Raw genomic sequence first — 20,725 nt, forward strand, 5'->3', positions numbered from 1 at the left:
GGTGGTGATCATTGAACCGATCTCAGGGGGAAACGTAGTGCTTCAGCCGCTGCTGCACGATCTGGTCAGCACCGTCATGGCGCCGGCGAGCGCGCTGAGCGACGCCGACGGCCAGATCCGCCCGGCCGGCGTGCAGGGGCTCTTCTGCGCGGACCGCCGGGTGCTGTCCCAGGCCCGGCTCCTCGTGGACGGCCGCGAGCCGGAGTCCGTCGGGTACGCGCCCGGGGCCGCCGGCCAGGCGCGGTTCGTGTCCCTGGCCCGCTGGCTCGGCGACCGCACGGCCGACCCCACGGTCCGGATCGAGCGCTCGCGGGAGGTGTCGCCGTTCGGCATGAGCGAGCAGGTGGAGATCGTTTCCACCGCGTCGTCGCCCGTGACGGCCACGGTCACCGTCGAGCTGGCGTGCGACTTCGCGGCCGTCGAGGCGGTCAAGTCCGGGCGCTCCGGCACCCCCGCCCCGGCGGGCCCGGCCGGGGACAACGGCCTGACCTGGCACGACGGCACCACCCGCGTCACCGTCACCGGCCACGACGCCCACGCGACGGCGGGCGACGGGGCCCGCCTGCGGTGGGAGGTGAACCTGCCGCCCCGCGGCCGGGCGACGCTGCGCTGGGAGCTGGCCGTCGAGGACCCGGCCGCGGTCGTCGTGCCGCCCGCCGCCGCCCTCGAATGGAGCCCGCCGCGGGTCACCGCCGGCGACCGGCGCGTCACCAGGCTCCTGGACCAGTCGCTCGAAGACCTGCGCTCCCTGCGGCTGGCCGAGCCCGGCGCGCCCGGCGACACCTTCCTCGCGGCCGGAGCGCCCTGGTTCCTGACCCTCTTCGGCAGGGACAGCATCTGGGCGGCGCGCATGCTGCTCCCGCTCGGCACCCGGCTGGCCGCGGGCACCCTGCGCGTCCTGGCCCGCCGCCAGGGGCGGCGCCTGGACCCGGACTCCGGCGAGGCCCCCGGAAAGATCATGCACGAGCTGCGCCGGGACGCGTTCGACCTGGACGACAAGGGCGGACGGCTGCCCGCCGCCTACTACGGCACCATCGACGCCACCCCGCTGTGGATCAGCCTGCTGCACGACGCCTGGCGGTGGGGCCTGCCGGCCTCCGAGGTGGAGGCGCTGCTGCCGCACCTGCGGGCCGCGCTGGGCTGGCTCGCCGACCACGCCGACCCCGACGGGGACGGGTTCCTCGAGTACATCGACTCCAGCGGCCGCGGCCTGGCCAACCAGGGCTGGAAGGACTCCGGCGACTCGGTGCGCTTCCACGACGGCCGCCAGGCCGAGCCGCCGATCGCGCTGGTGGAGGTGCAGGGCTACGCCCACCAGGCCGCCCTGCACGGCGCCGCCCTGCTGGACGCCTTCGGCCTGCCGGAGGCCGACCGGTGGCGCGACTACGCCGGGGCGCTGGCCGAGCGCTTCCGCGCCGCCTTCTGGGTCGACGGGCCCCAGGGTCCCTTCCCGGCGCTCGCTCTCGACCGCGACAAGCGCCCCGTGAACTCCCTGACCAGCAACATCGGTCACCTGCTCGGCACCGGGCTGCTCTCGCGCGAGGAGTCCGCCCGGGTCGCGGACCTGCTGGCCTCTCCCGGGATGGCGGAGGGATTCGGGCTGCGGACGATGTCGTCGCAGGAGGGCGGGTTCAGCCCGCTGTCCTACCACTGCGGCTCCGTCTGGCCGCACGACACGGCCATCGTCATCGCCGGCCTGGCCAGGGAGGGCTTCGACGAGCAGGCCGCCGCCCTCACAGAGGGGCTGCTGGGGGCGGCCGAGTCGTTCGGCTACCGGCTGCCGGAGCTGTTCGCGGGCGACGCCCGGGATCGGGCGGGCCGCCCGGTGGCCTACCCTGCGGCCTGCCGCCCCCAGGCGTGGTCGGCCGCCGCCGCGGTCGTCATCGCCCACGCGGCGGCCGGGCTCTACCCCGACGTTCCGGCGGGACGGGTGGACCTGCGCCCGCTGTCCGGCGCGCCCCTGGGAGCACTGAGCGCCGGGCTGCGCGTGGCCGACGCGGACGTCGAGGTACGCGTGGACCACGACGGCACGGCCACGGTCAAGGGCTTGCCGGCGGGCGTGCGCCTGGCGCAGGCCGTCAGCCCTTCGTCGCCCCGCCCGTGAGGCCCTTGACGAACTGCTTCTGCAGCAGCAGGTAGAAGACCAGGATCGGCAGCGTGGCCAGGAACATCAGCGCGAACATGCCGCCGAAGTCCGCCGCGTACTGGCCGAGCGACTTGTAGACGCCCGTCATGATCGTCGTGCCCTCGCGCGGGCCGTAAATGATCAGCGGGTTGAGGAAGTCGTTCCAGATCCACACCCCGAGGAAGATCAGCACGCTCGCGGTGGCCGGCCGCAGGAGGGGGAAGACGACGCGCCAGAACGTCTGCCAGCGCGTCGCCCCGTCGATCGCGGCCGCCTCCTCCAGCTCGCGCGGGATGCCCTTCATGAACCCGGAGAAGACGAACACCCCGAACGGCACGTAGTAGCCGACGTTGAACAGCACGAGCCCCTGGAGGGTGGACATCAGCCCGAGCGACTTCAGCACCTGCGTGACCGGGATGAGGATGACCTGCGGCGGGATCATCAGCCCGCACAGCAGCAGCACCATGACCGCGCGCGACCACCACCGGGTGTGCCGGGCCAGGTAGTGGCCCAGCATGGCCGACAGCAGCGTCAGGATGACGATCGACGACGACGTGACCACGACGCTGGTGCGCAGCGAGGACCAGAAGAGGCTGCCGGGGTCGGTCAGCACGCGGGTGAGGTTGTCCAGGGTGGGCGGCGCGGGCAGCGACATCGTGTCCCGGGCGACCTGGCCACTGGTCTTGAAGACGTTGATCAGCGCGATGTAGAGCGGGATGAAGAAGACGGCGCCGATGACCAGCGCCACCAGCGGGCGCACCCACGGAAGGCGGGATACCGTCACAGCTGCACCTCCCTGCGCTGCAGGATCCGCAGCGTGACCACCGACAGGGCGGCGATGACGACGAGCATGACGACCGCCTCGGCGGAGGCGTAACCGGTGCGGTTCTCCACGAATCCCTCCTGCAGGACGACGAACGCCACGCTGGCCGTCGTGCCCGTGCCCGGGCCGCCGTTCGTGATGACCTTGACATGGTCGAAGATCTTGAAGGCGGAGATCAGCAGCACGACGGTGTTGATGGTCAGCGCGGGCGCCAGCAGCGGCCACGTCACCTTCCAGAAGCGGCGCAGCGGCCCCGCCCCGTCGATCGCCGCCGCCTCGGCCAGCTCCTGCGGCACGCCCTGCAGCCCGGCCAGGTAGACGACCACGCAGAAGCCGAGCATCTGCCAGCAGACGATGGACGACAGCGAGTACAGCGCGATGTCCGGGTCGGACAGCCAGCCCGGCGGCTCGGCCACGCCGAGGGCCCGCAGCCCCTGGTTGACCGGCCCGTCGTCGGCGAGCACGCGCGTCCAGATCACGCTGATGACCACCGAGCTGATCACCATCGGCGTGAAGAAGACGCTGCGCAGCGCGTTGTAGAGCCAGCCGCGCCGGTCGAGGACGACGGCGATGGCCACGCCGAGCACGTTCGGCACGATGACCACGATCAGCGTCAGGATCGTGGTGACGCGCAGCGAGTTGAGGAACGTCTCGTCCTGGAACAGCAGAGCGTAGTTGCGCAGGCCCACGAACTGCGTGTTCGGCCTGAGCAGCGCCTGGTTGGTGAGGCTGTAGCCGACGCTCATCGCGATCGGCAGCAGCACCAGGCACGTGTAGACGAGCGTGCCCGGCGCCGCGAACGTCAGGAAGTGCCACAGGCCCGGCCACGCCGGCCGCCTGCTCCCGGGGCGGGCGAGCGTGCCGGGCCTGCGATGGGTGGTGCTGACGGCCATCAGCCGCTCTTCTCCCATTCGGTGTCGAGGAAGGCCAGCGCCTGGTCCGTCGTCTTCCTGCCGCTGACCAGGTCCTGAGCCGTCGACCAGAACTTGCCCTGCATGCCGGGCAGCATCGCCGCGTCGCCCGCCTCCCAGCTGAACGCCGGGACGGTCGCGTTCTGCCGGAGGGCCTGCTGCCACAGGTCGTACACGGCCTTGAAGACCGGGCCGGTGGTGGCGGGCGGCGTGTAGCCCTTGACGGCGGGGAAGAGCGCGTCGGCCTTGACCGAGGCGTCCAGGTTCTCCTTGGTGAGCTGGAAGGCCAGCGCGAACTTCTTGGCCGCGGCCATGTTCTTGGCCGTGGCGCTCACGGACAGGCCGCCGCCGGTGAAGGCCGGGAGACGCAGGCTCCCGTCGTCGCTCGGCCAGGCGAACACGCCGATGTCGTCCTTCATGTCCGACTGGTCAGCCGCGGCGGCGAACCAGCTCCCCATCGGGTACATCGCGCCCTTGCCGGCCAGGAACGCCTCCTGCGTCTTCGGGTAGTCCTGACCGATCTGCCGCTTGTCGATGAAGCCCTTGGCGGCCAGGTCGGCGAACTTCTGCGTGGCCGCCTTCATGGCCGGGTCGCCGGCGAACGTCACCTGTCCCGCGCGCCGCTTGGCGATCCAGTCGGGCGTCCTGGCGTACAGGTCGGTGGCCAGGATGGCGGTCCAGGGCTGGGAGGTGACGAACACCCCGCCGCTCACGAACGGCGTGATCCCGGCGGCCTGGAGCTTGCCGGCGTCGGCGAGCAGCTCGGCGTACGTCTTCGGCGGCGCCTCGATCCCGGCCTTCTTGAACAGCTTCTTGCTGTAGTAGACGTTCGGGATCGTCTGGGTGTTGGCCGGCAGCTGCACCACCTTGCCGTTGACCGCCCCGCAGGCCGGGCAGATGAAGTCCTTGAGCTCCTGTTCGGTCCAGGTCGCCAGGCTCGGCTCCAGCGCGATCAGGTCCTGCATGCCGATCTGCACGTCCGGCAGCTGGCCGGAGGCGGCGAGCTGCTTGGCGTAGTCGTTGCGCTCCGACTCCGACGGCGCGGCGACGAGCTCCACGTCGAGGTCGGGGTCGGCCTTCGTGACCAGCGCGACCTGGGCCTTCCAGTACGACTCCGGCAGGTTCGGGGACGGGAAGACGAGGAAGGTGACCTTCTGCTTGCCGCCGCTGGAGGAGGGTGCGGCGGACGTGCCGGGCGTACCGCTCGAACAGGCGCTCAGCGCCAACGTGACGGCCAGCGCGATCGCTCCGGCCGCGGACAGCTTGTTCATGATGAGCTCAGTCTTCTTCGGTGGTGGGGGATGGGGTGTCGTCGCCGGTCGTCCGCTGGACGACGTTCGACGGCGGGCCGTAGCGGAAGGCACGCACCCGGTACGACGCGCGCCGCTCCTCGGGCAGGGTGACCAGGCCGAACGCGTTGACGTCCGGCGCCAGCACGGCGGTCACCCGGTAGCCGGGCCGGCCGGTCGGCCGGTCCTCCAGCAGGAAGCCCTCCTCGTCGCGGGCCTGGTCGGCCCACCGGAACGCGACGCCGTCGGCCTGCGTCACCGTGGCCGTCAGGCCGGTGGGCGCGGCCCCTTCGCCGCCCACCGGCCGCGTCCCGGGGGACCCTCCCGGGAGCACGCGCGGCTCGGCCCAGCCGGGGCCGGGCTTCGGATAGGGGCCGTCGCCGAGCGTGACGTCGACCGGCGCGGAGGCCGCGCCGTAGTAGGGCCGCAACCGGTAGTGGAACGTGGTGCGCGGCATGAGATCGGGATGGGTGTACGTGGTCTGCTCCGGCGGCAGGAAGCCCAGGATCGTGTACGGCCCCTGAGCCTCGGTGGCGAACTCGATCACGTGCCCGGCGGCGCCCGGATCGCGGCCCTGCCAGCGCAGCGCGATGTCGGTCGGCGACACGAGCGCGGCCTCCAGCCGGACCGGCCGGTCCGGCGGCCGTTCCTGCCGCGGAGCCGCGCACCCGGCGACCACCAGCGCCAACGCCAACGCCAACACCATCTGGGCCCTCATCGCCCCCTACTTATGCCAGAAGCGGATGCCGCTCCACTCGACCGTGGCGGGCCCCTGGCCGCTGGCCGTCCGGTACGCGCCGAACTTGTCGTAGAAGCTGCCGCTCTCGCTGGTCACGGTGTGCTTCAGCGATCCGTTGATATAGGTGCGGTGGACGCTGCCGACCACGTGGACGGTGTTGACGCGGACCGTGGTGCCGATCGTCGCGCCCGTGGCGATCGTGTCGCCGCCGTGCACCGCGTACAGTCGCCCGCCGCGCTCGACGGCGAGCATGAAGAACGGGCCCGTGGTCTTGAACGTCTGCTTGAGGCTGATCCGGGAACCGGGCAGGCTGGTGATCTTGAAGTAGCCCTCGAACTGGCGCGTGCCGCCGGAGTAGGTGGCGTAGCGCCGTTCGGCCCGCTGGTCGCCGCTGTCGGTGGAGCAGGTCAGCTTGAACGTCAGGTCGCTGACATCGCCGCAGCCCCGTTCCTGGACGGTGAACGTGGGCGAGTACGAGGTCCACGGCCCCGATTCCACGGGGTCGGCCGCAGCCGGAAGGGTGGGGAGCAGCAGCCCGGCGGTCAGCGCGCTCGTGGTGAGTAATCGCATCGACCCTCCATTAGGAAACTTTCCTATCACGAGACATGGGATCACTTAGCGCGTTGGCGCGTCAAGGCTCTTGACCGAGGGCTGTTACTGCTGTATTCGTCGGATGTCTGAAGGGGAGCGATCCATGAGACTTCGACCGCATCGCCGTAGCCTCCTCGCCGCGCTCGTCCTCGCCGTGATCGTGAGCCTGTGCGCGGCGCCCGCCGGGGCGGAGGTCCAGCATCCGAGGCAGCAGTGGTTACGTGACTCCACGGCGGGGCTGTTCCTGCACTGGGGCATGTTCACGGCGCCGCGCCACCTCGACTGCGCCGCCTGGGAGAGCGACGTCACGGGTGGCGGCTGGAGCCCGGACTACTGGGTGGACGAGGCCCGCAAGCTGGGCGCCTCGTACATCGTGCTGGCGACCTTCCACAGCAGGCTCGGCTACGCGCGGCCGTGGCCGTCGGAGATCCCCGGCTCGTGCAGCACCAAGCGGGACCTCCTCGGTGAACTGGTGGCCGCCGGGAAGGCGAAGGACGTACGGGTCATCCTCTACATGACCGACGACCCCCAGTGGCACAACGAGCAGGGCGTCGAGACGCTCGACTCGGCCGCGTACTCGGCGTACAAGGGGCGGCAGGTCGACCTGACCACCCGTGCCGGGTTCGGCATGTTCAGCTACGACCTCTTCTTCGAAGTAATGTCGAAATATCAGGACTTGGCGGGGTTCTGGATCGACAACGACAACGAGTACTGGGAGCAGAACCGGCTCTATGAGCAGATCCGCGAGAAGCGCCCGTCCTGGTTGCTGAGCAACAACAACGAGGACACGCCGATCATGGACACGGTCAGCAACGAGCAGAAGACCGGCATGACCCCGGCCTACGACTACCCGCAGGCCGCGTGGACCCCGATGCCGCGCCTGGTCGAGGCCGACTACAAGCTGCCCACGACCGGTGACTGGTGGTACGACGGCGGCAGCCACCCGGTCGACTTCCGCCTCAGCACGGGCCGTTACGTCACCAACGCGGGCTCGTCGATGAAGTCGCTGATGGCCGAGACCCCGATGGTGAACGGCCGGTTCCCGCCGCAGCAGGAGGCCTTCAACGCCTTCATGTCCACGTGGGTCCCGCCGATCCAGGAGTCGCTGCGGGGCACCGAGGGCGGCGGTTACCTGTACGGCGGCATGCAGCCCGGCTTCTGGAACGACGGCGCGCACGGCGTGATCACCGTCAGCCGCGACGGCGCCGGGACCCAGTACGTGCACGTGCTCACCCGGCCCAGCACCGATGTGGTGCGGTTGCGTGACAACGGCTACCGGGTGACCCGGGTCAGCGACCTGCGCACGGGTGAGCGGATGCGCTTCAGCCAGTCCGGCGGTTACCTGACGGTCCTCGGCGTCACGCGATGGGACGACTACGACACGGTGTTCAAGGTCGAGACGGCCGGCCGCCAGGGCTTCTACGACGGGCTCAAGGCCACCGCGACCTCCGAAAAGGCCGGGCATCCCGCCACCGCGCTCGTGGACGGCAGCCACGAGGTCTACTGGGACAGCGGCGCGAGCCTGCCCGTCTCGATGACCCTCGACCTCGGCCGCGTGCGCGAGGCCGCGTACCTGGCGGTCAGCCAGCGCGAATGGTCGCCGACCTACGCGCGGGAGACGTTCGGCCGCCCCGAGGACTCCGCGCGGATCAAGGACTACCGGGTCTACGCGAGCGACGACGGGCGGCGCTGGGGCAGGCCGGTCCGCACCGGGGCGATGCGCAGCGCCCGCGGCACCCAGATCGTCGATCTGGGCGAGCTCCGCGCCCGCTACCTCAAGCTGGAGGTGCTGAACACCTGGGCCGGCCCCCAGGCGCCGCGCTTCCACCGGGAGCTGCAGATCGACGAGATCCGGGTCGCGCGCGACCACCCGCTCTCCTTCGGCGACCCGGTGCCACTCGAGGCCGAGCGCCGGCACCGCTCGGGGTCCGCCCGTCCGGACCTCTGCCCGGCGTGCTCGGGTCACGCGCAGGTCGCCGGGCTCGGCGGCGGGGCGCGGAACGCTGTCACGTACCGGGATGTCACGGTGGCGGCGGCGGGCGACTACCGCCTGCAGATCGACCACACGGCGGGCGCGGCCACCTCCCTGAAGGTCGCCGTCAACGGCGCCGCGCCCGCAGAGGTCCAGGTCCCGGGGGACAACCCGGACGTCCCGCTCTCCACCGCGCTGCCGGTGCCGCTCAAGGCGGGGGCCAACACGATCACCCTGTTCAGCGACGCGGCCAGGGGGCCGGGCGTCGATCGCCTCGCGGTCGCGCCGCTGCCGCCTGCCTCGTCCGTGCCCAAGACGACCATGACCGTCGAGCCCGGCGGCCTGCAGTGGGCCGGCCCCGGGCAGCAGACGCTGAAGGTGTCGGCCAAGCTGCGCCTGGACGCCGACGACGCGCTCGACCAGGTCCGGCTCGCCCCGGCCGCGCCCGCCGGTTGGACCGTCGAGGGCGCCCCCGTCACGGCGGCCACGATGCGGCTCGGGCAGACGCTCGAAGGCGCCTGGACCCTCACCTCGCCGCCCGGCCAGGACGTCACGGCGACCGACCTCCCGGTGACGGCCGCGTTCGGGGTGCTGGGCCGCCCGAACACGGTCACCCGGCAGGTACGGGTCCGGCCGCGCCCCGCCGACCGGGTGTTCATGCGCGAGGCCGAGGACTCGCGCAACGGGCTCGGCAGCGCGGGCATCACGAGCTGCTCACCGTGCTCCGGCGGCCAGAAGGTGCGCAACCTCGGCGGCGCCCCCGACGCCTTCGTGCTGTTCGAGGACGTCGTGGTGCCCGAGGCCCGCCAGTACACGCTGTCCATCGACTTCACCGTCAACGGGCAGCGCTCGTACTTCGTGACCGTCAACGGCGGGGCGCCGGTCGAGGTGAAGGTGAGCGGGGTGGGCAACAACACCCCCTACACCACGACCGTGCCCGTCACGCTGCGAGCCGGCGCCAACACCATCAAGATCCACAACGACACGGAGGCGGCGCCCGACCTGGACCGGATCTCGCTCGGCTAGTCGAACAGCTGCGTGAGCTTCAGCACCAGCTCGTACACGCCGAACGCGAAGGGCAGCGCGACCCACGCCCACGCCAGCACCATCAGCGGGGTCCGCCTGGACGTCATGTCGCCTGCCCTTCCATCGCCGGCTCGGCCGGCTTCTCGTGGTACTTGTCGCTCACCGGCCGGATCAGCTCGTTGGCGAGCAGGCCCACCGCGAGCAGCCCGATCATGATGTAGAGGGAGGTCGTGTAGAGCGCGGGCCCCGACCGCCCGGCCGCCTTCTGCGCGTCGGCGATGGCGTTCACGATCAGCGGGCCGAGCACGCCCGCCGTCGACCAGGCCGTGAGCAGGCGGCCGTGGATCGCGCCGACCTGGTAGGTGCCGAACAGGTCCTTCAGGTACGCCGGGATCGTCGCGAAGCCGCCGCCGTAGAAGGACAGGATGCCCAGCGCGCACACGATGAACAGCGGTTTGGAGGAGTTGCCCGCCAGCGCGATCACCAGGTAGAGCAGCGCGCCGACGCCCAGGTAGACGCGGTACATGTTCTTGCGGCCGATCAGGTCGGAGGTGGACGACCAGACGAAGCGGCCGGTCATGTTCGCCAGCGACAGCAGCGCGACGAACCCCGCCGCCGCCCCCACCGCGACCGGCGTGGCCGTGCCCGCGAAGAAGTCCCTGATCATGGGCGCGGCCTTCTCCAGGATCCCGATGCCCGCGGTGACGTTGAAGCACAGCACGATCCACAGGCAGTAGAACTGCGGGGTGCGGATCGCGTTGCGGGCCGAGACGTCCGCGTCGGTGATCAGCGGCCTGGCCGCGACCGTGGGCCGCGTCCACCCCGGCGGCGACCACCCCTCCGCCGGGACGCGCACCAGCAGCACGCCCATCGTCATGAAGACCGCGTAGACCACGCCGTGCACGAGGAACGTGGTGGCGATCCCACTCGTGCTGCTGCCGAACGACTCCAGCATCTGCGCCGACCATGGCGAGGCGATGAGCGCGCCGCCGCCGAACCCCATGATCGCGATGCCCGTCGCCATGCCGGGCCGGTCGGGGAACCACTTGATCAGTGTGGAGACGGGGGAGATGTAGCCGATGCCGAGCCCGATCCCGCCCACGACGCCGTAGCCGAGCACGACCAGCCAGTACTGGCCGGTGGCGGCGCCGAGCGCGGACAGCAGGAAGCCGGAGGAGAAGCAGACCATCGAGACGAACATCGCCCAGCGTGGCCCGTTGCGCTCCACCAGCGTGCCGCCGAAGGCGGCCGACAGGCCGAGCATGACGATGCCCAGCTGGAACGGCAGGGCGCTCTGGGTGCCGGACAGGTGGAGGGAGGATTCCAGCGGGGGCTTGAAGACGCTCCACGCGTATGCCTGCCCGATCGCCAGGTGGACGGAGAGTGCGGCGGGCGGCACCAGCCACCGGCTCCAGCCGGGTGCCGCCACGATCCGGGAACGGTCGAGGAATCTTACCACGTCACACGCGTACCACATACGGTATGCAGTATTGAAGATCTTTACGATGAGTGGTCAGAAACCCGCGACGAACGGTTCTGGCGCGGCGGGCAACCTCGTTGCGAACCAGGTTCCCGGCCCCGGCCATGCCGCCAACGGTCCGGCAAGGATCTTAATTCCCTTTGTTGAGTGTCATATCGAACGATCGCTATGTTGGACGGCATATCCATCATCCGCCGCCGAAAGGACGCGATCATGTGTATGCACCGCACTCAAGAACCGTCGCTCCCAGGCCCCGTGCGAGGTCCGGCATGAACGCGACAGACCCTGCCCATGTCAAGCCCGCCGACGGCCCGCTCGAGACGCCGTGGGCCGTGGCCGCATCCGTGGACGGTCCGCCGGCTCAGGCGGACCACCTGTGGTCGGCGTCCTGGACGTTGCCGTACGACGCCGTCTCCGCGCCCGTGGCCCGCGTGCTCGTGCGGGCGCAACTGGCCGACTGGAGCGCGGGTGACGTCTCCGAAGTCGCTGAACTCCTGGTCAGCGAGTTGGTCACCGATGCGCTGCATCACGCGACCGGGCCGGTGCGGCTCACCGTCTGGCTGGTCGACGGGCTCCTGCGCTGCGAGGTGGAGGGCCGGCACCCCGTCGCTCCCTTGCCGCGCAAGCCGCTCGAACGCGGCGAGGGCGGCTACGGGCCGCGCCTGCTCGACGCGCTCGCCTGCTGCTGGGGCAGCGCCGCCACTCCGGCGGGCAAGGCCGCCTGGTTCGAGCTCCCCGCCACCGTCCGATAAAAATCCTAGTTTCACATGCTTGACACATATCGAACGATCGATATGGTTCTGAGCATTGAAATACAGGAGGTCCCATGGACATCACCGGGACATGGCGGCGCGTCTGCCTGGCCACCGCCGCGGGCACATGCCTGCTCGCTCTGACAGCCTGCGGGGAGTCCGCCGGCGACGCCTCCGCCGGCCGGCCCCTGGTCGCGGCCAACTACGGGGGAGTCACCGGCAAGGCGCTCAAGCAGGAGCTCGAAGATCCCTACACGAAGGCGACCGGTACGACGTTCCAGCAGGTCAACGTCGGCACCGGGTTCGCCGCCAAGCTTCAGGCCCAGGCTCAGAGCGGGAACGTGAGCTGGGATGTCATCGAGGGACTGGCCGGTGCCGACGCGGCGCAACTCAACGCGCTGGGGCTCCTGGAGCCGCTGCCCCAGGACGTGAAGGCCCGGCTGGAGAAGGTCTCCCTGCCCGGGACGGTCACCGGCTACGGCGTGGCCCTCGCCGAGACCGGCTACGTCATCGCGTGTAACACGGCCAAGGTGGCCAGGTGCCCGGCCGATCCGGCGCAGTTCTGGGACATCGAGGCCTTCCCCGGCCGCCGCGCCCTGCCCGACAACGCCGCTGCCATGCTCGCCACCGCGCTGGTCGCCGACGGCATTCCCGCCAAAGACGTGTTCCCGATCGACACCAAGCGCGCCTTCGCGAGCATGGCGAAGATCAAACCGCACGTCGACGTGTGGACGACCAGCGGTGACCAGCAGATGCAGGTGATGCGCGACCAGCAGGTCGACATGTCGATCATGTGGAACGGGCGGGCCAAGGCACTCATGGACCAGGGCGTGAAGCTGCGGCTCGAATGGTCGGGCTCGCTGGTCAACCCCAACTACATGGTGGTGGTCAAGGGCGGGCCGAACGTCGCGGAGGCGATGCGCTACCTGGAGTGGTACGCGACCCATCCCGAGGCGCAGGCAGGGCTGGCCAGGCAACTCGCGTACGGGATGTCCAACGTCGAGACCGCGCGGCATCTCACGAGCGGCGAGGCGGCGCTGCTTCCCGCGGCCCACGCGCGGGACAACCAGGTGCGGCTGGACCCGCAGTGGTGGGTGGACAACCGTAAGACGGTCGAGCAGCCCTGGCGAGAGTTGGTCGGCGGATGACCGGCCCGCTGACCGGCCCGCTGAGCGCGCTGCGGGCGGCGCGCCCCGGCCGCTGGCAGGCCCAGTCCTCCGCGGGGGTCGGGCTGGTGCTGACGGCGCCCGCGCTGATCCTGGTGGGCGGCCTGGTCGCCTACCCGCTGACGTCCCTGGTCATCGACACGCTGGAGCCCGAGGGCCGGGCCGCGCTGGTCTCGGTCCTGACCGCGGGCGCCTCCCGGCAGGCGCTGCTGCGCACGCTGTGGGTGAGCTTCGAGGTGACCGTGCTGGCGGTGGTGCTGGGGGCGTTCATGGCGTGGGCGTTGTGCACGGTCCGCAGCCGCCTGTGGCGAGTGGTGCTGTGGATCGCCGTGCTCGCGCCGTTCTGGATGAGCGTCGTGGTCAAGAACTACGCGTTCGTGCTGATCCTGCGCCAGGGCGGGCCCTTGAACCGGCTGCTGGTCGCCCTGGGCCTGATGGATGCGCAGCAGAGCCTGCTCTACACGGAGGGTTCCGTGATCGTCGGCATGCTGTACGCGATGTTGCCGTACGCCGTGCTGCCGCTGTTCGCGACGTTCTCGGGCGTCGACCGCTCGCTCATCGGCGCCGCCGAGACGCTGGGAGCCGGCCGGGCCAGGGCGATCACGAGCGTCGTGCTGCCCCTGGCCGCGCGCGGCATCGTCGCGGCGGCGACGCTCGTCTACGTCATCTGCCTCGGCTTCTACGTGACTCCGGTGGTGCTGGGCGGCCCCGGCACGCCGTTCGTCGCGACCATGATCGGCAGCTACGTCTTCGAGTACTTCGACATGCCGGGCGCCAAGGCGTTCGCGCTGGTGATCCTGCTCGCCGCGCTGGCCGCGGTCGTCGCCGGCCAGGCGCTGTCCCGGCTGCTGCCCTCGGCGGGTGACAGATGAGGCGGCTCGGCACGGTGGTGTTCCGGACGCTGGTGGGGCTGACGGTGCTGTTCCTGCTGGCGCCGGCGCTGGTCATCGTCGCGATGTCGTTCTCGCAGACCTCCTACCTGTCCTTCCCGCCCCAGGGGCTCGGGCTGCGGCAGTACCGGTCGCTGCTGACCTCCGACGTGTGGGGCGTGGTGACGGTGCGGTCGCTGGTCATCGCCCTGCCGGTGGCGATGCTGGCGGTCGGCGCGGCCGTGCTGCTGGTGATCGGGCTGCAACGCACCCGCCTGCCGTACAAGAACGCGCTCGTCGCGGTCAGCACGCTTCCCATGCTGGTGCCGGGCGTCGCCCTGGCCGTCGCCGTCTACGGCCTGCTGGCCGGGCTGCACGCGCTGGACACCTACGCGGGCGTCATCCTGGCGCATACGGTGGTCACGCTGCCGCTGGCGGTGCTGATCCTGTGGCCGGCCATCCGGGCGATCTCCAGCAACCTGGAGCTGGCGGCCATGACCCTGGGCGCCGGGCGGGCCCGTGCGTGGTGGGACACCACCGTACGGCTGCTCGGCCCGGCCGTCGCCGCCTCCATGATCACCGTGTTCCTCACCAGCTTCGACGAGGCGGTGCTGGTCAGCTTCCTGTCCGGGCCGCGGACGACCACGCTGCCCAAGGCCATCCTCGACTCCGTCGTCACCGGGGTCGACCCGACGATCACCGCGGTCGCGGGCCTGCTCATCCTCCTCACGGCCGCGCTCATGACCGCCGGTGAAGCGCTCCTGCGCAGAAGTGGACGCCGATGACTGTCACGATCTCCCGGACCCGCGCCACCGCTGTCCCGCGGCTCGAACTCGACCGGGTCATCAAGCGCTACGGCCGCATCACCGCGGTCGACGACGTGTCGCTGTCCCTGGCCGACGGCGAATTCCTCACCTTCCTCGGCCAGAGCGGATCGGGAAAGACCACGGTCCTGAAGATCGTCGCCGGGTTCGAGAACTGCGACGACGGCGCGGTGCGCATCGCGGGCGCGGACGTGGCACGCAAACCCCCACGCGAGCGGGACATCGGCATGGTGTTCCAGAACTACGCGCTGTTCCCGCACATGAGCGTCGCCGACAACATCGGCTACGGCCTGCGCCGGCGCAAATGGCCGGCCGGGCGCAGGCGGGCCCGCGTCCAGGAGATGCTGGAACTGGTGCACCTGGCCGAGCTGGGCGGCCGGTCGCCGCGCGAGCTGTCCGGCGGCCAGCAGCAGCGCGTGGCCGTGGCCCGGGCGCTGGCCTGCGAGCCGCAACTGCTGCTGATGGACGAGCCGCTCGGCGCCCTCGACCGGGCGCTGCGCCTGGACCTGGAGCGGGAGATCCGGCGCATTCACCGCTCCACCGGCTGCAGCGTCGTCTACGTGACGCACGATCGCGACGAGGCACTGGCCCTGTCCGACCGGATCGCCGTCTTCCACGCCGGCCGGCTCGTCGGGCTCGACGCGCCCGCGCGGCTCTACGAGCGGCCTCCGACGGGCTACGTCGCCCGCCTGCTCACCGACGCGAACCTCATCGCGCTGCCCGACGGCACCACCCTGCACGGCGACCTGGCCGAGCTGTCCATGGGAGAGCAGCACGTACGGATCAGATCGACGGCCACGCAGACCACGGACGCCCGGCTGGCGGTGCCGCGCACCGCGATCTCGCTCCAGCCGCAGCCAGGTGACCGCATCGCCGTCCAGGCCAGGGTGGACGACATCGTGTTCCTGGGCGAACACGCCCGCGTCGACCTCGACACCACCGCGTTGGGCTCCCTCATCGCCCACGTCCCCATCCACCAGACCGGCGACCGGACCATAGGAGAGACGTTGCACGTTCACATCGACCCCGCCAGATGCCAGGTGGTGATCTGACATGGGAGTGAATCTCGCACCCCGCGTCGTCACCGCCCGGGACTTTCTCATGGGGTCGATCTGGGAGGGCACCGGCGACGAGCTGCACACCAACCGCCTCACCGCCCGCAGGAGCATGTTCGGCCAGCGCATCCTGTCAGGCGTCACCGGCATGCTGCTGACGATCGACGCCTACCGCCCCGAGCTGATCTGGACCCCCATGTCCCGCCTGCGGTGGTCCTTCGACGGCCCGCTGTTCGAGGGGGCCCGGCTCGACGTACGGGGGGCCTCCTCAGGCGACGAGCACACCATCAGCGGCACGGTCGGCGACCAGATCGTCACGCACGGGACTGCGGTCACCGGGCAGCCCGAGCACCTGCCCAAGCGTCCGGGCCGGGCCTCGGCGGGCCGCACCATGACCGAGGCCGACGCACCCCTCTTCCACAGCTGGCTCCCCGGCCACCAGGCCGATCCCGACCACATCCCGTGGCCGCTGATCGTGCTGACCGCCTCCGGCCTGATCGTACGCGGCCGGCACCTGGGCGACTTCCACACCGTGCTCAACCGGGCCTTCACCTGGTCCTTCGGACCTCCGCTCGCCCTGGAGGAGACGATCCACTGCGAGCTGGGCGACGTGGAGCGCCGCCCGAGCGCCTCCCGCCCAGGGCTGGAGGTCGTCCGGTTCGAGGCGGCCGTGGTGGCCAGCGCCTCCGGAGATCACGTCGCGAGCGTCGAATGGGTGATGATATGCCGGTGACACCCGCCCACCAGCCGCTCCGGCCCGGCACCGACCCCATCCGCCTGGCCGGCGCGAACCTGGCCGGGCTGGCCCGCCGGGCGGCGCGCACCTGGCCCGACCGCCTCGCCTTCGAGCACGAGAACGGCGAGCGGCTCACCTTCGCCCAGCTCGCCGCCCGCGTGGCAGGCCTGGCCCGGCAGCTGGGCGAGCGCGGCGTCCGGCAGGGCGACGTCCTGGCCGTGTCGCTCGACAGCGGCTCCACCCTGCCGCTGCTCGTGCCGGCGGCGGCCCACCTGGGCGCCGCGATGGTGCCGCTCAATCCCGGCTTCACCCCGCCCGAGCTGGACCACATCCTCGGCCTCGTCGAGCCCTCCCACGTGCTCGCCACGCCCGAGTTCTGCCGCGCGCACGCCGGCGTGCTCCGGCGGCACGGGCCGGCTGTCGTCCCTTACCAGCAGCCCGTGCCGGGCGCCGAGCCGCCGCTGCGGCCGGACGACGCGCCGTTCGACGATCTCGGCGGCGCCGACCACCTCGACGCGCGAGTCCGGTTCGGCCTCACCTCCGGATCCACCGGCGTGCCCAAGGCGGTGGCCAAGACCCAGCGTCAGTGGTTGCTCGACGGCCGTGCCCTGGCGACCGTCATGGAGCTCACCCAGGACGATCGGGTCATGTCCAGCCAACCCCTGTACTACGGGGACCCGTTCATGCTGCTCATGGCCGCCCTGCAGACGGGCGCGACGGCGGTCTACCTGTCGCGGTTCCGGTCACAGACGTTCATGGAGAACATCGCGCGCAGGTCGGTCACCAAGTTCATGACCATCGGCTCCATGCCCGCGATGCTCCTCAACACGCCGCCCGGCCCGTACGACACCGGGCATCAGGCCGTGGCCGCGTGGAGCGTGGCGGTGCCGCGCCACCTGCACGCGGAGCTGGAACGCAGGTTCGCGCTGCCCTGGCTGGAGCTGTACGGTACTTCGGAGATGGGCGTGACGATGGGACAGCCCCTGTCCGAGGCCCGCTCCGAGGCCCGCTCCGGCACCCGCGAGATCGGAGCCGGCTGGCTGGGCCGCCCGATGCCGGACGACGAGCTCCGGCTGACCGACGAGGACGGGCGGGTCATCGAGGGGGACGGCGTCGGCATGCTGGAGGTCCGCGGTCCGACGGTCACCGACGCCTACCACCGCCGTCCCGAGGCCACCGCCGAGGTGTTCCTGCCGGGCGGCTGGTACCGCTCGGGCGACATCATGGAACGCCGGGGCCCCGACTACCGCTACCTGCGGCGGATGAAGGACATCGTGCGCCGGGCCGGCGAGAACATCTCGTGCCAGGAGGTCGAGGCCGCGCTGCGCGGCCTGCCGGAGGTGGTGGACGCGGCGGTCATCCCGCGGCCCGACCCGATCCGCGGCGAGGAGGTCTGGGCGTTCCTCCAGGTGAGCGACGTGCCGACGCAGGAACCACTCGTGCGCGAGCGGGCCGAGGCCGTGGTCGCCGCCGCCCGGGCGTCGTTGGCGCGGCACAAGCTGCCCCGGTACGTGTCCTTCGTCGACCGCTTCGAACGAACCCCGACCGAGCGGATCGTCAAACGCCGCCTGGCGGAGCTGGGCGACCAGGTCCCCTTCTGCGATCTCGGAGAGCGACGATGAACAGCAGCGAAACAACAGCCAAGAGCCCCGACGCCGGGCCCGCTCCGACCGAGCAGCGGCTGATGGACGCGGCCAGAGCCCTTTTTGCGGCCAAGGGATACTCCGCGGTGGGCATCCGGGAGATCGCCCGCGAGGCCGGCCTGACGATCGGCTCCCTGTACCACTACGCCTCCAGCAAGGAGGACCTGTTCCTCAAGCTGATGCGCCGCAACTACGCCAGCGCCACCAGGAGCGCCCGGGAAGCGGCCACGAGGGGCTCGACCCCGGCCGAGCGCCTGGCCAACCTCGTCCGGGCGCACGTCATGATGGAGGTGAGCGACAGCAACGTGTGGCGGCTGAACCGCTCGGAGCTCGAGGTCATCAGCGCCGAGGCACGCGCGGAGCTGGTGGCGTTGCGCGACGAGTTCGAGCAGATCTGGCGGCAGCTCATCGAGGACGGCATCGCCGACGGCAGCTTCACCCCTGACGACCCGGTCCTCGCCCGCTTCTCCATCATCCAGATGTGCAACGGCGTGGCACTGTGGTACCGCCCGGATGGGCGGCTGTCACTGGAAGAGATCGCGGCCGTCATCTCCCGCCAGGCGATGGCGCTGCTGCGCGTCGGCTGAGCCACCGCCCCCGATCTTCGCGCGCAGCCGGTAACACACGCTCGCGCGCCGGACATCGCAGGACCTGGGCGGCCATACCCCAGGAGACGGCCTCCTGCGACACCCGTACCCCAGTGGCCGGTCCACTTGAGCCCAGGGCTTGTGCCACGGAGGGCTGGTGCCCGGTCAAGGGGTGGCGGTATGGGCGCCGGTGACCCGAAGAAGGTCGAGCTTGCCCGCGTCGCTGGTGCCGGCCGCTGCCGTGTAGGTGACCATGCGCAGGTCCGCGCCCGGGACGATGAGCACATCGCAGTCGAGCAGGATGTCGCCGAGATCGGGGTGCCGGATCGTTTTGCGGTCGGTGGTGTGCTGGGTGGCGGCTGTCTGGGTGGCCCAGTGGTGAGCAAAGGTGTCGGACGCTCCTCGCAGGTCGTGCACGAGACGATCGAGCTGGGCGTCGGCGGGATAGCGGGAGACGGCGTCCTTGAGGTCGGCGACGATCGATGCTTCGAAGGCATCCTGTCCGCGCTCGGAGCGGATGGGCAACATCGCGGCGTGAGCGGTGCCGTTGCCGAACAGGGCGCGGGCGAGGTTGCGTTCGGCGGCGGGGAGGACGGCGGGGTCGCCGTGCAGGGCGCTCCACATGGTGTTCCACCACACGAGGGTCCACTCGGCCGTGAACACTCCGATCGGGACGTCTCGGAGGCGCGCGGCGAGCCGTTGGATGCCCGGTGGCACGTGGGCGCTGATGGTGCCGTCTTGTGGCGGCAGGAGTCCGGCGCTTCGGTACAGCTGGTCGCGCTCGGCTCGGGAGAGCTGAAGAGCTCGGGAGAGGGCGCCGACGACCTGGGCCGAGGGGTTCTTCGCCCGTCCCTGTTCGAGACGCAGGACGTAGTCGACCGAGAGCCCGGCCAGCTGCGCGAGCTCCTCGCGGCGCAGTCCCCGGGCGCGACGGCCGGGCGTCATGGTGAAGCCGGCATCGGCCGGGGAGAGGCGGTCGCGCCAGGCACGCAGGAGTGCGCCGAAGCCGGAGCGGGAAGCGGTCATGGGTTCATCCTCGCAGCCAGGTGCTGGGATGAGCCTGGGTACTGCCGGTCCTAGTGACGGGCACGGCACTGGTTGACGGTGGCGGGAGCGGCGAAGGTGGGGGGCGTCCAACCGGGGCGACTGACCAGCGAAGGAGTCACCCATGCGGCACACCATCGTGATGACAGGCGCGAGTCGCGGAATCGGCCGTGTCGCGGCCGAGCGCATCCTGTGCCTGTCGCCGGAGGTGCATCTCCTCGTCGTCGCTCGCGGGTCCTCCGGCCCGCGGCTGGCCGGGGAGCTCGCCGAGGGTGGGCATGCGGTCTCGCACGTCGCAGCGGACCTGGGCTCGCTGAGGAGTGTCCGATCGGCGGCCGAGCAGATCCGAGACCGGTTGGAGCGCGGCGGCCTGCCGCCGCTGCGCGGGTTCGTGGGCAACGCGGGCGTGCAGTACACGAACGCGCTCACCGAGGGACCCGACGGGCTGGAGTCCACGTTCACGGTCAACGTGCTCGCCAACCACCTGTTCGTCCGCCTGCTTGAAGACCGATTTGTCTGTCCAGCCCGGATTGTGATCACGGTCAGTGATACACATTTCGGTGATCTCACGCACAACCTGGGCATGGTGCCCGGCCCTGTCTGGCGTTCCCCGGACGTTCTCGCCCGTACCGGTGCCTTCGCCAAGTCGGACACCGCGGCCGGCGGGCGTACCGCGTATTCGACGAGCAAGCTGGCCGCCATCTACCTCGTGCACGAATACGCGCGCCGGCTGCCGGTCGGGATCGACGTCGTCGCCTACAATCCGGGGTTCGTCCCTGGCACCGATCTGGCCCGCAACGCCGGCCCCGTCTCCCGGTTCGCGATGCGGCGCATCCTGCCGGTGATGACGCTGACGCCGTTCGCGACCACCAGCAGCGCCGCCGGCGGCCACCTCGCCGACCTCGTCCTCGGCACGACCCAGGCGCCGACCGGCTCCTACGTCGACCGCGTGCGCGTGGCCCGGTCGTCGCAGGAGTCCTACGACCCGCAGCGCGAAGGCGAGTTGTGGGACGCCGCCGAACGGCTCACCGCGGCCCACGCCGCCTGAACTCCCGGACAGCTCCGGCCCAGGAACGCTTTCACGGGCAGTGAG

General features: G+C 71.0%; 18 protein-coding genes. 11 read left to right on the top strand and 7 right to left on the bottom strand.

What is annotated here, in order from left to right; translation table 11 throughout:
• The first annotated feature begins 37 nt into the window (after positions 1–37).
• The gene (locus ACIBQ1_RS21085; protein WP_397279708.1) at positions 38–2,104 is read left to right on the top strand and encodes a glycogen debranching N-terminal domain-containing protein; all 2,067 of its coding nucleotides are present in this window, start codon (positions 38–40) and stop codon (positions 2,102–2,104) included.
• Here the strand turns inward: ACIBQ1_RS21085 and ACIBQ1_RS21090 are convergent.
• The 5 genes from ACIBQ1_RS21090 to ACIBQ1_RS21110 are packed head-to-tail and all read right to left on the bottom strand — an operon-like array spanning position 2,079 to position 6,457.
• The gene (locus ACIBQ1_RS21090) at positions 2,079–2,909 is read right to left on the bottom strand and encodes a carbohydrate ABC transporter permease (protein WP_397279710.1); all 831 of its coding nucleotides are present in this window, start codon (positions 2,907–2,909) and stop codon (positions 2,079–2,081) included. The two genes, ACIBQ1_RS21085 and ACIBQ1_RS21090, sit on opposite strands and share 26 nt — an antisense overlap.
• Complete coding sequence (locus ACIBQ1_RS21095) at positions 2,906–3,841, bottom strand: carbohydrate ABC transporter permease (protein WP_397279712.1); 936 nt, start codon at positions 3,839–3,841, stop codon at positions 2,906–2,908. Before ACIBQ1_RS21095 ends, ACIBQ1_RS21090 begins: the two co-directional genes overlap by 4 nt.
• The gene (locus ACIBQ1_RS21100; protein WP_397279714.1) at positions 3,841–5,130 is read right to left on the bottom strand and encodes an ABC transporter substrate-binding protein; all 1,290 of its coding nucleotides are present in this window, start codon (positions 5,128–5,130) and stop codon (positions 3,841–3,843) included. The genes ACIBQ1_RS21095 and ACIBQ1_RS21100 overlap by 1 nt, the downstream gene beginning before the upstream one ends.
• Before the next feature lie 7 nt (positions 5,131–5,137).
• On the bottom strand, positions 5,138–5,854 hold the full coding sequence (locus tag ACIBQ1_RS21105) for a fibronectin type III domain-containing protein (protein WP_397279716.1): 717 nt from the start codon (positions 5,852–5,854) through the stop codon (positions 5,138–5,140).
• Positions 5,855–5,872: 18 nt separating this feature from the next.
• Positions 5,873–6,457 (bottom strand): hypothetical protein, encoded by a 585-nt coding sequence (locus ACIBQ1_RS21110; RefSeq protein ID WP_397279717.1) that lies wholly within the window; start codon positions 6,455–6,457, stop codon positions 5,873–5,875.
• A gap of 124 nt (positions 6,458–6,581) precedes the next feature.
• Between ACIBQ1_RS21110 and ACIBQ1_RS21115 the strand changes: the two genes are divergently transcribed.
• Positions 6,582–9,476, top strand: coding sequence for a CBM35 domain-containing protein (locus ACIBQ1_RS21115; RefSeq protein WP_397279719.1), 2,895 nt, complete (start codon positions 6,582–6,584; stop codon positions 9,474–9,476).
• A gap of 103 nt (positions 9,477–9,579) precedes the next feature.
• On the opposite strand, the gene ACIBQ1_RS21120 is transcribed toward ACIBQ1_RS21115, so the two are convergent.
• Positions 9,580–10,935: an OFA family MFS transporter gene (locus tag ACIBQ1_RS21120; RefSeq protein WP_397279721.1), complete on the bottom strand. Its 1,356-nt coding sequence runs from the start codon at positions 10,933–10,935 to the stop codon at positions 9,580–9,582.
• Between the two features lie 290 nt (positions 10,936–11,225).
• Between ACIBQ1_RS21120 and ACIBQ1_RS21125 the strand changes: the two genes are divergently transcribed.
• The 8 genes from ACIBQ1_RS21125 to ACIBQ1_RS21160 all read left to right on the top strand — a co-directional run bounded on the left by ACIBQ1_RS21125 (position 11,226) and on the right by ACIBQ1_RS21160 (position 18,588).
• The gene (locus tag ACIBQ1_RS21125; RefSeq protein ID WP_397279723.1) at positions 11,226–11,708 is read left to right on the top strand and encodes an ATP-binding protein; all 483 of its coding nucleotides are present in this window, start codon (positions 11,226–11,228) and stop codon (positions 11,706–11,708) included.
• A 74-nt stretch (positions 11,709–11,782) separates the two neighbouring features.
• Positions 11,783–12,856: an ABC transporter substrate-binding protein gene (locus ACIBQ1_RS21130; protein WP_397279725.1), complete on the top strand. Its 1,074-nt coding sequence runs from the start codon at positions 11,783–11,785 to the stop codon at positions 12,854–12,856.
• Positions 12,853–13,746: an ABC transporter permease gene (locus ACIBQ1_RS21135; protein ID WP_397279727.1), complete on the top strand. Its 894-nt coding sequence runs from the start codon at positions 12,853–12,855 to the stop codon at positions 13,744–13,746. Before ACIBQ1_RS21130 ends, ACIBQ1_RS21135 begins: the two co-directional genes overlap by 4 nt.
• Positions 13,743–14,528: an ABC transporter permease gene (locus ACIBQ1_RS21140; RefSeq protein ID WP_397279729.1), complete on the top strand. Its 786-nt coding sequence runs from the start codon at positions 13,743–13,745 to the stop codon at positions 14,526–14,528. The genes ACIBQ1_RS21135 and ACIBQ1_RS21140 overlap by 4 nt, the downstream gene beginning before the upstream one ends.
• Positions 14,525–15,619 carry an ABC transporter ATP-binding protein gene (locus ACIBQ1_RS21145; protein WP_397279731.1) on the top strand — a complete coding sequence of 365 codons (1,095 nt, stop codon included), beginning with the start codon at positions 14,525–14,527 and terminating at the stop codon, positions 15,617–15,619. The genes ACIBQ1_RS21140 and ACIBQ1_RS21145 overlap by 4 nt, the downstream gene beginning before the upstream one ends.
• A 1-nt stretch (position 15,620) precedes the next feature.
• On the top strand, positions 15,621–16,355 hold the full coding sequence (locus ACIBQ1_RS21150; protein ID WP_397279733.1) for a hypothetical protein: 735 nt from the start codon (positions 15,621–15,623) through the stop codon (positions 16,353–16,355).
• Positions 16,346–17,980 (top strand): class I adenylate-forming enzyme family protein, encoded by a 1,635-nt coding sequence (locus tag ACIBQ1_RS21155; RefSeq protein WP_397279735.1) that lies wholly within the window; start codon positions 16,346–16,348, stop codon positions 17,978–17,980. The genes ACIBQ1_RS21150 and ACIBQ1_RS21155 overlap by 10 nt, the downstream gene beginning before the upstream one ends.
• On the top strand, positions 17,977–18,588 hold the full coding sequence (locus tag ACIBQ1_RS21160) for a TetR/AcrR family transcriptional regulator (RefSeq protein ID WP_397279737.1): 612 nt from the start codon (positions 17,977–17,979) through the stop codon (positions 18,586–18,588). Before ACIBQ1_RS21155 ends, ACIBQ1_RS21160 begins: the two co-directional genes overlap by 4 nt.
• A gap of 165 nt (positions 18,589–18,753) precedes the next feature.
• Here the strand turns inward: ACIBQ1_RS21160 and ACIBQ1_RS21165 are convergent, their stop codons facing one another.
• Positions 18,754–19,614, bottom strand: coding sequence for a helix-turn-helix transcriptional regulator (locus tag ACIBQ1_RS21165; RefSeq protein WP_397279739.1), 861 nt, complete (start codon positions 19,612–19,614; stop codon positions 18,754–18,756).
• 142 nt (positions 19,615–19,756) lie between these two features.
• Between ACIBQ1_RS21165 and ACIBQ1_RS21170 the strand changes: the two genes are divergently transcribed.
• The gene (locus ACIBQ1_RS21170) at positions 19,757–20,680 is read left to right on the top strand and encodes an SDR family NAD(P)-dependent oxidoreductase (RefSeq protein ID WP_397279740.1); all 924 of its coding nucleotides are present in this window, start codon (positions 19,757–19,759) and stop codon (positions 20,678–20,680) included.
• The last annotated feature ends 45 nt before the right edge of the window (positions 20,681–20,725 follow it).

The organism is Nonomuraea sp. NPDC050153 (assembly GCF_044460125.1).
Lineage (GTDB): Bacteria > Actinomycetota > Actinomycetes > Streptosporangiales > Streptosporangiaceae > Nonomuraea.

Coding starts and splice junctions, on each gene's coding strand:
- ACIBQ1_RS21170 (WP_397279740.1), top strand. CDS start 19,757: ATGCGGCACACCATCGTGATGACAGGCGCGAGTCGCGGAATCGGCCGT.
- ACIBQ1_RS21125 (WP_397279723.1), top strand. CDS start 11,226: ATGAACGCGACAGACCCTGCCCATGTCAAGCCCGCCGACGGCCCGCTC.
- ACIBQ1_RS21105 (WP_397279716.1), bottom strand. CDS start 5,854: ATGGTGTTGGCGTTGGCGTTGGCGCTGGTGGTCGCCGGGTGCGCGGCT.
- ACIBQ1_RS21155 (WP_397279735.1), top strand. CDS start 16,346: ATGCCGGTGACACCCGCCCACCAGCCGCTCCGGCCCGGCACCGACCCC.
- ACIBQ1_RS21115 (WP_397279719.1), top strand. CDS start 6,582: ATGAGACTTCGACCGCATCGCCGTAGCCTCCTCGCCGCGCTCGTCCTC.
- ACIBQ1_RS21135 (WP_397279727.1), top strand. CDS start 12,853: ATGACCGGCCCGCTGACCGGCCCGCTGAGCGCGCTGCGGGCGGCGCGC.
- ACIBQ1_RS21150 (WP_397279733.1), top strand. CDS start 15,621: ATGGGAGTGAATCTCGCACCCCGCGTCGTCACCGCCCGGGACTTTCTC.
- ACIBQ1_RS21130 (WP_397279725.1), top strand. CDS start 11,783: ATGGACATCACCGGGACATGGCGGCGCGTCTGCCTGGCCACCGCCGCG.
- ACIBQ1_RS21140 (WP_397279729.1), top strand. CDS start 13,743: ATGAGGCGGCTCGGCACGGTGGTGTTCCGGACGCTGGTGGGGCTGACG.
- ACIBQ1_RS21100 (WP_397279714.1), bottom strand. CDS start 5,130: ATGAACAAGCTGTCCGCGGCCGGAGCGATCGCGCTGGCCGTCACGTTG.
- ACIBQ1_RS21095 (WP_397279712.1), bottom strand. CDS start 3,841: ATGGCCGTCAGCACCACCCATCGCAGGCCCGGCACGCTCGCCCGCCCC.
- ACIBQ1_RS21165 (WP_397279739.1), bottom strand. CDS start 19,614: ATGACCGCTTCCCGCTCCGGCTTCGGCGCACTCCTGCGTGCCTGGCGC.
- ACIBQ1_RS21145 (WP_397279731.1), top strand. CDS start 14,525: ATGACTGTCACGATCTCCCGGACCCGCGCCACCGCTGTCCCGCGGCTC.
- ACIBQ1_RS21160 (WP_397279737.1), top strand. CDS start 17,977: ATGAACAGCAGCGAAACAACAGCCAAGAGCCCCGACGCCGGGCCCGCT.
- ACIBQ1_RS21110 (WP_397279717.1), bottom strand. CDS start 6,457: ATGCGATTACTCACCACGAGCGCGCTGACCGCCGGGCTGCTGCTCCCC.